Raw genomic sequence first — 11525 nt, 5'->3', positions numbered from 1 at the left:
CTGGCAGGTGCTGGCGGCGTCTCTAATAGGCCAGAATAGGCGGTCCCGGCGAGGGTTCGGGATCGTGAGGAGTGAGTGATGGGGTTTGATCAGATTCGTCAGCGCCGTTTGTCTGACGATATTGTCCAGCAGCTCGAGGAGATGATCCTCGAGGGCACGCTCAAGGCCGGTGAGCGGCTGCCGGCCGAGCGTGCGCTGGCCGAGCAGTTCGGTGTCTCACGCCCGTCGCTGCGCGAGGCGATCCAGAAGCTGGTGGCCAAGGGGCTGCTGGTCAGCCGTCAGGGCGGTGGCAATTATGTGGTGGAGTCGCTGGGTTCGACTTTCAGCGATCCGTTGTTGCATCTGCTGGAAAGCAATCCGGACGCCCAGCGCGATCTGCTGGAGTTTCGCCATACGCTGGAAGCCTCCTGCGCTTATTACGCGGCTTTGCGGGCGACCGAGGTGGATCGGGAGCGCTTGCGCCTGGCCTTCGAGCGGTTGCAGAGCTGCTACGGGCGGGCGGACGAAGTGAGTCGGGCGGAGGAGGGCGCGGCGGACGCGAGTTTTCACCTGGCGATTGCCGAGGCGAGTCATAACGCGGTGTTGCTGCATACCATCCGTGGCTTGTTCGATCTGCTCAAGCGCAATGTGGTGACCAATATCGGCGGCATGTACAAGCAGCGCAGCGAAACCCGGGACATGCTGATCAGTCAGCACCGTGAGCTGTACCTGGCGATTATCGAGGGGCGTGCGCAGGATGCGCGGGAAGTGTCCAGCCGGCACATCCTGTATGTGCAGGAGGTGCTGGAAGAGGTGCGCCAGGAAGTGCAGCGGGTGGCGCGGGCGGAGCGGCGCAAGGGGATCTGAAGGCGAGAGACGCATAAACTGTGGGAGCGGAGCTTGCCCGCGAAGCTTTTGGCGGCCTTGAGGGCCCCTTCGCGAGCAAGCTCTGCTCCCACAGTCGAGATCAGGCTCAGTCTTCCTTGCCCTTGTTGCGCACGGCGCGCTGCAAGTCCCGGTTGGCATCGCGCTCGCGCTCGGTATCGCGCTTGTCGTATTCCTTCTTGCCCTTGCCCAGGGCAATCTCGCACTTGACCAGGTGCTTGCTCCAGTACAGCGACAGGCAGACGCAGGCATGGCCTTTCTGCTGCACGGCCGCGAATATCTTTTCCAGCTCGCGCTGGTTGAGCAGCAGCTTGCGCGTGCGCGTCGGGTCGGCAATGACGTGGGTGCTGGCGGTGGTCAGCGGTGTGAAATGGCTGCCGAACAACCAGGCCTCACCGTCCTTGAGCAGCACATAACTGTCGACCAGCTGTGCCTTGCCTGCACGTAGACTCTTTACTTCCCAGCCGGCCAGGACCAGACCAGCCTCGAACCGTTGTTCGACGAAGTAATCGTGGCGCGCCTTTTTGTTTTGCGCGATGGTCCCTGTGGGGTGTTTCTTCTGTTTAGCCATAGGGGCGGCATTATAGGGAGTTGCGCGTCACTCGGCTACGGTGAAGCTGTGTGCTTGAGCGCGTAGGATGAATCCCGGACAATGCGCCCACTTTTTGTTTGCCGCCCAGCCGTGGAATCAACGCTGACATGACGACCCATATTCAACGTTCGGCCTTGCTGCCTTATCCGGCGCAGGCGCTTTATGACCTGGTGAACGACGTGGCGCGTTACCCGGAATTTCTCCCGTGGTGCTCGGCGGCCCAGGTGCTGGAAAGCTCGGATGTGCTCATGCGCGCCACGCTGACGGTGGCCAAGGGCGGTTTGAGCCAGCATTTCGTTACCCGCAATACGCTGGTGCCGGGGCAGTCGATCGAGATGAACCTGGATGAAGGGCCGTTCAATCAACTGCACGGCATCTGGGTGTTCAAGCCCCTGGGGGCGAAAGCCTGCAAGATCAGCCTGGACATGACCTTCGATTACGCCGGCCCCATCGTGCGGGCAACCCTGGGGCCTCTGTTCAATCAGGCGGCCAATACCCTGGTGGATGCCTTCTGTCAGCGGGCCAAGCAGCTCCATGGTTGAGTCATTGATCGCGATAGAGGTGGTCTACGCCGATGTCGGGCGTCAGTGTCTGCAGAGGGTTTCGGTGCCAGCGGGGACGACGTTGCGGGCGGCGGTGCGCCTGTCGGGGATAGGCGAGCAGTTTCCCGAGCTGGATGTGCTGGGTTGTCCGCTGGGGATTTTCGGCAAGCTGATTGCCAATGCGGAGACCCGCGCGGTTGAGGCGGGTGACCGCATCGAAATCTATCGCCCCTTGCTGGCCGATCCCAAGGAGGTCCGACGCCTGCGAGCGGAAAAAGCGGCCAGGGCCAAGGCACAAAACCTGTAGGCAGCAAAAAGCCCGGACATGCCGGGCTTTTTTTGTGTCGCTTGTTTTACTGCGGTGAAGTCTCGAGCGGTGCCGGGGTCGGGACCGGTACGGTTTTCACGCTGTCGACATCTTTCTGGATCTGGTCCAGCAGCGAACCCGGCTTGACCGGCTTCTCGGGTTTCGGCTGCTCGGCGTTCTGTGCCGGCGCCGTCACCGTCGTGCCGCTGTCCTTGCCGAGAATGGCCTCGTCGCGGCTCACGCCCGGCTTGAAGTCGCCGGACAGGCTGACCAGTTGGTCGTTGCCATTGAACAGCAGGCTGATACGTTCCTGTTGGCGTTCACCGCCACCGGGTTGCAGGCTATACAGATAATCCCAGCGATTGGCGTGGAAGGTGTCGATCAGCAGCGGGTTGCCCATGATAAACCTTACTTGTTTGCGGGTCATTCCGGGGCGCAACTGGTCTATCATGTCTTGCGTGACGACATTGCCCTGTTGGATGTCGATTTTGTAAACCCCGGGGAATGAACAACCGGCGAGTGCGAGCAGTCCCACTAAGGTAAAACTGGTTAGCAACAGCTTGGTGTTTTGCATCGGTGGGCGACTTCCACTATCTTGGCTGGGACAACGTAAACCCCGATCATACCCGTATTAAGAGAAGCTGCGAAGCAGCATCGCGAGAAAGCTGACCATGGTTGAAAATAGCGAACTACGTAAAGCCGGCTTAAAAGTGACTCTGCCACGGGTCAAGATTCTGCAAATGCTCGATTCCACCGAGCAGCGTCACATGAGCGCCGAGGATGTCTACAAGGCGCTGATGGAAGCTGGTGAGGATGTAGGCCTGGCAACGGTCTACCGCGTACTGACCCAGTTCGAAGCGGCCGGGTTGGTGGTTCGCCACAATTTCGACGGCGGCCATGCGGTCTTCGAGCTGGCGGACGGCGGGCATCACGATCATATGGTCAACGTGGAGACCAGCGAGGTGATCGAATTCACCAGCCCGGAAATCGAGAAGCTGCAGAAGGCGATCGCCGAAGCGCACGATTTCGAACTGGTGGATCACAACCTGGTGCTGTACGTGCGCAAGAAGAAAAAGTAAGGCTGTCGCGAATACAGCTTCGCAAAGCGATCAAAGGCGACCCAAGGGTCGCCTTTGTATTTTTGTTGCCTGATTTTTCCTGGCGCAGATGTCCGGGCTCAGGCTTTGGCCGTGACCACCATCTTTTTCGCGTGAGCCAGGGACTCCTTGGTCAGGTCTATGCCCCCGAGCATGCGCGCGACTTCTTCGATCCGTTCGTTTTTGCCCAGTTTCGAGACGGCCGTACGGGTGGCATCGCTGCCGCGCATTTTATGCACGAATAGATGGTGGTGCCCTTGCGCCGCCACTTGGGGCAGGTGCGTGACCGTCAGTACCTGCCCGCGTTCGCCGAGACGGCGCAGCAGTTGGCCAACGATCTCGGCGGTCGGGCCGCCGATGCCCACGTCCACTTCATCGAACACCAGTGTCGGGATGCGCGAGGTTTGCGCGGTGATGACCTGGATCGCCAGGCTGATCCGTGACAGTTCACCACCGGAGGCGACCTTGGCCAATGCCTTGAGCGGCTGGCCAGGGTTGGCGCTGACCAGCAGTTCGACCTGTTCGAGGCCATAAGGCAGTAGCTCGCCGCCGGCGTTGGCATGCAGTTCGATACTGAAGCGTCCACCGGGCATGCCCAGGCGCTGGATTTCCTGTTCCACGGCTCCGGCGAGGCCGGTCGCCGCCTGATGGCGCAGGTCGCTGAGTTCCCGTGCCCGCTCCTGATAATGCCGGGCATAAGCCGCCAGCTCTTCAGTGAGTCGTTCGATGGCTTCATCGTTGGCGTTGAGGGTTTCGATTTCATCCAGCAGCTTTTGCTGGAGGGTTGCCACTTCTGTCGGCTGGATACGGTGCTTGCGCGCCAGGGTGTAGATCGAGTCCAGGCGTTCCTCGAGCTGTTGCAAGCGAGCGGGGTCGGCGTCGAAGTGATCGAGGAAGCGGTTCAGTTCGCCGACGGCCTCCTCGACCTGGATCTGGGCGCTGGCCAGCAGGTTGGTGGCTTCGCCCAGGGCACCGGAGCCGTTGCTGACGCTGGACAGGCGGTTGAGGCTCGCGGTCAGCGCATTGAGCACATTGCCCGAATCGCTCTCGCTGCACTGCTCCACCACCTGGCGGCAAATGCCGAGCAAGGCTTCGGCGTTGGTCAGGTTCTTGTGTTCCTGCTCCAGGTCCTCCAGCTCGTTTTCCCCGAGGTTCAGGTTCTCCAGCTCTTCAAGCTGGTAGCTGAGCAACTGGTGGCGCGCACGCTGTTCGTCGCCGGAGTTGGAGAGGCGCTCCAGTTCCTGGCGGGTCTGGCGCCAGCGCTGGGCCGCGAGCTGCACCTGGCGGGCGAGATCGGTGGCGCCGGCGTATTCGTCGAGCAGCCGGCGATGGGTGTCGGTCTTCAGCAGGGACTGGTGTTCGTGCTGGCTGTGGATATCGATCAGCAGCTCGCCGAGGGCCTTGAGGTCGCCCTGGGGGCAGGGCGAGCCGTTGATATAGCCGCGTGAGCGGCCTTCGGCGGTAATGACCCGGCGCAGGATGCACGGGCCGTCGTTGTCCAGGTCGCGTTCGGCCAGCCAGGCCCGGGCTTCGGGGATGTCTTCCAGATCGAAGGTGGCAAGGATGTCGGCCTTGTCCGCGCCGGGACGGACCACGCCGCTGTCGGCGCGATCGCCCAGGGTCAGCCCGAGTGCGTCGAGCATGATCGACTTGCCGGCGCCGGTTTCGCCAGTGATTACGCTCATCCCGCGATCCAGCTCCAGATCGAGGTGTTCGACGATTGCGTAGTTGTGTACGGACAGGTGCACCAGCATGAAGGCCGCTCCCAGGCTTTAGGTATGGTTATTTATACAGTGCTTTGATTTGCGCTGACAATGCTTGCCCTTAGTTCGATTGGCTTGAATGTCGAGTTTTTTTAGCGCGATCGGTAATCTCGCCGGGCATGCCGGGAGGCGATTGCCGTGCTCCCGGCCCTTGAACCTGAAAATTGCGGCCCCATATACCGGGGCAGAAGCGCGAGTCGAGCTCGCGGACGATATTGAAAGGAGGTTTTTTATGGCTGACGAACAGACTCTGGATTCGCAAAATCAGGAAGCCGGCCCGGCCGCACAGGCCCAGGGCGACGATCTGGCCGCCCGCGTCCAGGTGCTCGAGGAGCAACTGGCGGCGGCGCAGGATCAAGGGTTGCGTGTCGCAGCCGACCTGCAGAACATCCGCCGGCGTGCCGAGCAGGATGTGGAAAAGGCGCACAAGTTCGCCCTGGAGAAGTTTTCCGGCGACCTGCTGCCGATCATCGACAGCCTGGAGCGTGGGCTGGAGTTGTCCAATCCGGACGATGAAAACATCCGGCCGATGCGCGAAGGCATCGAGCTGACCCTGAAGATGTTCCAGGACACCCTCAAGCGTTATCAGCTGGAAGCCATCGATCCGCACGGCGAACCCTTCAACGCCACCCTGCACCAGGCCATGGCCATGCAGGAAAGCGCCGATGTCGAGCCCAACAGCGTGCTGAAAGTGTTCCAGAAAGGCTACCAGCTCAACGGTCGCCTGCTGCGCCCGGCGATGGTCGTGGTCAGCAAGGCGGTCGCTCCGGTTTCGCCGACGATCGACGAGCAGGCTTGAAATCGGTCGTAAGGCCCCCATCTACAAGTCAAGCGTTTAAGTGCTACCGCAGTTGGCCATAACCGCTGCGGCAAAAAATCAAAGTTTCGGGAGAGTGAAATGGGCAAAATTATCGGTATCGACCTGGGGACCACCAACTCCTGCGTCTCCATTCTTGAAAACGGCAAGGCCAAAGTGATCGAGAACGCCGAGGGTGCGCGTACCACCCCGTCGATCATTGCTTACGCCAACGATGGCGAAATCCTGGTTGGCCAGTCGGCCAAGCGCCAGGCCGTGACCAATCCGCATCACACCCTGTACGCGGTGAAGCGTCTGATCGGTCGCAAGTTCGACGAAGAAGTCGTTCAGAAAGACATCAAGATGGTCCCTTACAAAATCGCCAAGGCTGACAATGGCGACGCCTGGGTTGAAGTGAACGGCCAGAAAATGGCACCGCCACAGATCTCGGCTGAAATCCTCAAGAAGATGAAGAAGACCGCCGAAGACTACCTCGGCGAGGCCGTGACCGAAGCGGTGATCACCGTTCCGGCCTACTTCAACGACAGCCAGCGCCAGGCGACCAAGGACGCCGGCCGTATCGCCGGTCTGGACGTCAAGCGCATCATCAACGAACCGACCGCAGCCGCTCTGGCCTATGGTATGGACAAGGCCAAGGGCGACCACACCGTCATCGTTTATGACCTGGGTGGCGGTACCTTCGACGTGTCCGTGATCGAAATCGCCGAAGTCGATGGCGAGCACCAGTTCGAAGTGTTGGCCACCAATGGCGACACCTTCCTCGGCGGTGAAGACTTCGACATTCGTCTGATCGACTACCTCGTCGACGAATTCAAGAAAGAAAGCGGCATGAACCTCAAGGGTGACCCGCTGGCCATGCAGCGCCTGAAAGAAGCTGCTGAAAAGGCCAAGATCGAGCTGTCGTCCGCTCAGTCGACCGACGTCAACCTGCCGTACATCACTGCTGATGCAACCGGTCCGAAGCACCTGAACGTGAAGATCTCCCGCGCCAAGCTGGAAGCGCTGGTTGAAGACCTGGTTCAGCGCACCATCGAGCCTTGCCGCATCGCAATGAAAGACGCCGGTATCGACGTCGGTTCGATCAACGACGTGATCCTGGTCGGCGGTCAGACCCGCATGCCGCTGGTGCAGAAGCTGGTGACCGACTTCTTCGGCAAGGAAGCTCGCAAGGACGTCAACCCGGACGAAGCCGTTGCCATGGGTGCTGCTATCCAGGGCGCCGTTCTGGCCGGTGACGTGAAGGACGTTCTGCTGCTCGACGTCAGCCCGCTGACCCTGGGTATCGAAACCATGGGTGGCGTGATGACCGCGCTGATCGAGAAAAACACCACGATTCCGACCAAGAAGTCGCAAGTGTTCTCGACTGCCGACGACAACCAGGGCGCCGTGACCATTCATGTCCTGCAGGGTGAGCGCAAGCAAGCCGCGCAGAACAAGTCCCTGGGCAAGTTCGACCTGTCCGAGATTCCGCCGGCTCCACGTGGCGTGCCACAGATCGAAGTGACCTTCGACATCGACGCCAACGGCATCCTGCACGTGGGTGCGAAGGACAAGGCCACCGGCAAAGAGCAGAAGATCACCATCAAGGCCAACTCGGGCCTGTCGGATGAAGAAATCCAGCAGATGGTTCGCGATGCCGAGCTCAATGCCGAGGAAGACCGCAAGTTCGAAGAGCTGGCCAGCGCCCGCAACCAGGGCGATGCCCTGGTGCACTCGACCCGCAAGATGATTGCCGATGCCGGCGACAAGGTGACCGCGGAAGAGAAGACCGCGATCGAGGCCGCCGTGGTTGCCCTGGAAGCCGCTGTCAAGGGCGACGACAAGGCGACTATCGAAGCCAAGGTCGAGGAGCTGTCCAAGGTCTCCGCGCCTGTGGCCCAGAAGATGTATGCCGAACAGGGCGCCAAGCCTGAGGCCGGTGCACAGCCTGCCCAGGAAGAAGCGCACCACAAGGATGACGTCGTCGACGCCGAGTTCGAAGAAGTCAAAGACCACAAGTAATCCACTTGTTGGTCGGCCGGTTGACTGCGCTTGAGCGGTGACTGGTAGGATGTCGCCGCGCGGGGGCTTGCTCCCGCGTTGGCGTGTCTGGAATAAGCAAATTTTTACAGCATGCGACAGCGTTCGGATGCTGATAGTAGGGGCGGGACTGTTCCAGTCGGGAGTCCCGAACATCCTCAAGAGTGCAAAGAACCATGGCAAAGCGTGATTATTACGAGGTATTGGGGGTCGAGCGCGGCTCCAGCGAGGCGGAGCTGAAAAAAGCCTATCGCCGTCTCGCGATGAAACATCACCCGGACCGCAATCCGGATGACAAGTCATCGGAAGAGCTGTTCAAGGAGGCTAACGAGGCCTACGAAGTGCTGTCCGACTCCAGCAAGCGTGCGGCCTACGACCAGTACGGCCATGCGGGTGTCGACCCGAGCATGGGCGGCGGCGGTGCCGGCTTCGGCGGGCAGAACTTCTCCGATATCTTCGGCGACGTATTCAGCGATTTCTTCGGTGGCGGTCGCGGCGGTTCCCGTGGCGGTGCACAGCGTGGCAGCGATCTGCGCTACACCCTGGAGCTGAACCTGGAAGAGGCGGTGCGGGGTACGACCGTCAATATCCGCGTTCCGACGCTGGTCAACTGCAAGCCGTGCGACGGCTCCGGGGCCAAGAAAGGTTCTTCGCCGGTCACCTGCCCGACCTGTGGCGGTATCGGCCAGGTGCGCATGCAGCAAGGCTTCTTCTCGGTGCAGCAGACCTGCCCGCGTTGCCATGGCCAGGGCAAGATCATTTCCGATCCGTGCGACTCCTGCCATGGTCAGGGCCGTGTGGAAGAGTACAAGACCCTGTCGGTGAAGGTGCCGTCGGGCGTCGATACCGGCGATCGTATTCGCCTGTCCGGCGAAGGCGAGGCGGGGGCGCAGGGTGGTCCGACCGGCGACCTGTATGTCGTGATCAATGTGCGCGAGCACGATATTTTCCAGCGTGACGGCAAGCATCTGTTCTGCGAAGTGCCGATCAGCTTTGTCGACGCGGCGTTGGGTGGCGAGCTGGAAGTGCCGACCCTGGACGGTCGCGTCAAGTTGAAGATTCCGGAAGGTACCCAGACCGGCAAGCAGTTCCGCCTGCGCGGCAAGGGCGTTGCGCCGGTGCGTGGTGGTGGCGCGGGCGACCTGATGTGCCGCGTGGCCGTCGAGACTCCGGTGAACCTGAGCCGCCGCCAGCGTGAGCTGCTGGAAGAGTTCCGTGCCTCCCTGGCTGGCGACAGCTCCCATTCGCCCAAGGCCAGCGGCTGGTTCGAAGGTATGAAGCGCTTCTTCGGCGACCTGTAAGGAGCTTGGCATGCGACGTATAGCTGTAATGGGCGCCGCCGGGCGCATGGGCAAGATCCTGGTCGAGGCGGTGCAGCAGCGTGCGCCGCTGACCGGCCTGACGGCGGCGGTCGTGCGTCCCGGCAGCTCGCTGGTCGGTGCGGATGCCGGCGAGCTGGCCTCGTTGGGGCGTATCGGCGTGCCGTTGTCCGATGACCTGGAGGCGGTGGCGGATGAGTTCGATGTGTTGATCGACTTCACGCTGCCCGAGGTGATGCTGAAAAACCTGGCGTTCTGTCGCAAGGCGGGCAAGGCCATGGTGATCGGTACCACAGGCCTGGACGCGGCGCAGAAAGCGTTGCTGGCCGAGGCGGGCAAGGACATCGCGATTGTCTTCGCGGCCAATTTCAGCGTCGGCGTGAACCTGTCGTTGAAGCTGCTGGATATGGCGGCGCGGGTGCTGGGCGATGAGGCGGATATCGAGATCATCGAGGCGCATCACCGGCACAAGATCGACGCGCCTTCGGGTACGGCGCTGCGCATGGGCGAAGTGATCGCCAAGGCGCTGGATCGCGACCTGCAGAAGGTGGCGGTGTATGGCCGTGAAGGGCACACCGGTGCGCGTGAGCGGGAAACCATCGGTTTTGCCACGGTGCGCGGCGGTGATGTGGTCGGTGATCACACCGTGCTGTTTGCCGCTGAAGGCGAGCGCCTGGAGATCACCCACAAGGCCTCGAGTCGCATGACCTTCGCCAAGGGGGCGGTGCGTGCGGCGTTGTGGCTGGAAGGGCAGGCGCCGGGCCTGTACGATATGCAGGACGTGCTCGAACTGCACTGAATGATGTCTCTGGAACAGGGTTGGCCTTGCAGGCTGGCCCTGTCTCACGCCGCAAAGCGACGTCCTGTCGCATTCCCTAGCCTTTTCGGCTCATTAGCGGTGGATTAAAAAAGCCTTTTTCTGTAAGCTACAGCTTTAGTGTGTCCACTAAAAGCGCGCAGAATAATTCAGTGAACGAGCGGGGTGACGTGTCCATACGTCACTCCGCTTTTTTACAACCTGCGATCGCCCTTTCAGGCTTTATTTACGGGAGGTCTTCTTGACTAAGCCAGCCATACTCGCCCTTGCTGATGGCAGCATTTTTCGCGGCGAAGCCATTGGAGCCGACGGTCAGACCGTTGGTGAGGTGGTGTTCAACACCGCAATGACCGGCTATCAGGAAATCCTTACCGATCCTTCCTACGCCCAGCAAATCGTTACCCTGACCTACCCGCACATTGGCAACACCGGCACCACGCCGGAAGATGCCGAGTCCAACCGTGTCTGGTCGGCCGGCCTGGTCATTCGCGACCTGCCGCTGGTGGCGAGCAACTGGCGCAACACGCTGTCCCTGTCGGACTACCTGAAGGCCAACAACGTGGTGGCCATCGCCGGTATCGACACCCGTCGCCTGACCCGTATCCTGCGGGAGAAAGGCGCGCAGAACGGCTGCATCCTGGCCGGCGACAATATTTCCGACGAGGCGGCCATCGCCGCCGCGCGCGGTTTCCCGGGCCTGAAGGGCATGGACCTGGCCAAGGTCGTCAGCGCCAAGGAAGCCTACGAGTGGCGTTCGACGGTCTGGGACTTGAAGACCGACAGTCACGCGACCATCGATGCCGCCGACCTGCCTTACCACGTGGTGGCCTACGACTACGGCGTCAAGGTCAACATCCTGCGCATGCTGGTCGAGCGCGGTTGCCGCCTGACCGTGGTGCCGGCCCAGACCCCGGCCAGCGAAGTCCTGGCCCTCAAGCCGGACGGCGTATTCCTGTCCAACGGCCCGGGCGATCCCGAGCCATGCGACTACGCTATCCAGGCGATCAAGGACATCCTGGAGACCGAGATTCCGGTCTTCGGCATCTGCCTGGGTCACCAATTGCTGGCCCTGGCCTCCGGCGCCAAGACCCTGAAAATGGGTCACGGCCACCATGGTGCCAACCACCCGGTGCAGGACCTGGACACCGGTGTCGTCATGATCACCAGCCAGAACCACGGTTTCGCGGTGGACGAAGCGACCCTGCCGGGCAACGTCCGGGCGATCCACAAGTCGCTGTTCGACGGCACCCTGCAAGGCATCGAGCGCACTGACAAGAGCGCGTTCAGCTTCCAGGGTCACCCTGAAGCCAGCCCGGGCCCGAACGACGTTGCGCCGCTGTTCGATCGCTTCATCAATGAGATGGCCAAGCGTCGCTGATCGCCTGGAC

Annotated in this window: 12 protein-coding genes; 9 read left to right on the top strand and 3 right to left on the bottom strand. The window is 61.4% G+C overall.

Features of this window, described 5'->3' with window-relative positions:
• Positions 1 to 78: 78 nt before the first annotated feature.
• Entirely contained in the window at positions 79 to 846 is a 768-nt protein-coding gene (locus NUH87_RS14275) for a GntR family transcriptional regulator (RefSeq protein ID WP_338526491.1), read from the top strand.
• Between the two features lie 106 nt (positions 847 to 952).
• On the opposite strand, the gene smpB is transcribed toward NUH87_RS14275, so the two are convergent.
• Positions 953 to 1435 carry an SsrA-binding protein SmpB gene (gene smpB, locus NUH87_RS14270; protein WP_040064091.1) on the bottom strand — a complete coding sequence of 161 codons (483 nt, stop codon included), beginning with the start codon at positions 1433 to 1435 and terminating at the stop codon, positions 953 to 955.
• Positions 1436 to 1563: 128 nt separating this feature from the next.
• Here smpB and NUH87_RS14265 point away from each other — a divergent pair, with 128 nt between their 5' ends.
• Positions 1564 to 1998, top strand: a complete 435-nt coding sequence (locus NUH87_RS14265; RefSeq protein WP_040064093.1) for a type II toxin-antitoxin system RatA family toxin — start codon at positions 1564 to 1566, stop codon at positions 1996 to 1998.
• Positions 1991 to 2305 (top strand): RnfH family protein, encoded by a 315-nt coding sequence (locus NUH87_RS14260; protein WP_338526489.1) that lies wholly within the window; start codon positions 1991 to 1993, stop codon positions 2303 to 2305. Before NUH87_RS14265 ends, NUH87_RS14260 begins: the two co-directional genes overlap by 8 nt.
• Before the next feature lie 46 nt (positions 2306 to 2351).
• Here NUH87_RS14260 and NUH87_RS14255 read toward each other — a convergent pair whose 3' ends face one another.
• Positions 2352 to 2879 carry an outer membrane protein assembly factor BamE gene (locus NUH87_RS14255; RefSeq protein WP_338526488.1) on the bottom strand — a complete coding sequence of 176 codons (528 nt, stop codon included), beginning with the start codon at positions 2877 to 2879 and terminating at the stop codon, positions 2352 to 2354.
• 97 nt (positions 2880 to 2976) lie between these two features.
• Here NUH87_RS14255 and fur point away from each other — a divergent pair, with 97 nt between their 5' ends.
• Positions 2977 to 3384, top strand: a complete 408-nt coding sequence (fur, locus tag NUH87_RS14250) for a ferric iron uptake transcriptional regulator (protein WP_338526487.1) — start codon at positions 2977 to 2979, stop codon at positions 3382 to 3384.
• A 98-nt stretch (positions 3385 to 3482) separates the two neighbouring features.
• Here the strand turns inward: fur and recN are convergent, their stop codons facing one another.
• The gene (gene recN, locus NUH87_RS14245; protein WP_338526486.1) at positions 3483 to 5156 is read right to left on the bottom strand and encodes a DNA repair protein RecN; all 1674 of its coding nucleotides are present in this window, start codon (positions 5154 to 5156) and stop codon (positions 3483 to 3485) included.
• Between the two features lie 241 nt (positions 5157 to 5397).
• On the opposite strand from recN, the gene grpE reads away from it, so the two are divergent.
• The 5 genes from grpE (at position 5398) to carA (ending at position 11515) form a co-directional block, all read left to right on the top strand.
• On the top strand, positions 5398 to 5964 hold the full coding sequence (gene grpE, locus NUH87_RS14240; protein WP_338526484.1) for a nucleotide exchange factor GrpE: 567 nt from the start codon (positions 5398 to 5400) through the stop codon (positions 5962 to 5964).
• A 99-nt stretch (positions 5965 to 6063) separates the two neighbouring features.
• A complete protein-coding gene (dnaK, locus tag NUH87_RS14235; RefSeq protein ID WP_338526482.1) occupies positions 6064 to 7983 on the top strand; it encodes a molecular chaperone DnaK in 1920 nt (639 codons plus the stop codon).
• A gap of 194 nt (positions 7984 to 8177) precedes the next feature.
• Positions 8178 to 9302: a molecular chaperone DnaJ gene (gene dnaJ, locus NUH87_RS14230; RefSeq protein ID WP_338526481.1), complete on the top strand. Its 1125-nt coding sequence runs from the start codon at positions 8178 to 8180 to the stop codon at positions 9300 to 9302.
• A gap of 10 nt (positions 9303 to 9312) precedes the next feature.
• Entirely contained in the window at positions 9313 to 10119 is an 807-nt protein-coding gene (dapB, locus tag NUH87_RS14225) for a 4-hydroxy-tetrahydrodipicolinate reductase (RefSeq protein ID WP_338526479.1), read from the top strand.
• Between the two features lie 259 nt (positions 10120 to 10378).
• Positions 10379 to 11515, top strand: coding sequence for a glutamine-hydrolyzing carbamoyl-phosphate synthase small subunit (carA, locus tag NUH87_RS14220; RefSeq protein WP_040064109.1), 1137 nt, complete (start codon positions 10379 to 10381; stop codon positions 11513 to 11515).
• The last annotated feature ends 10 nt before the right edge of the window (positions 11516 to 11525 follow it).

Source organism: Pseudomonas batumici (assembly GCF_036585405.1).
Classification (GTDB): domain Bacteria; phylum Pseudomonadota; class Gammaproteobacteria; order Pseudomonadales; family Pseudomonadaceae; genus Aquipseudomonas; species Aquipseudomonas batumici.
The sequence above is the reverse complement of the archived record's forward strand: the minus strand, read 5'-3'. Positions and strand labels throughout refer to the sequence as shown.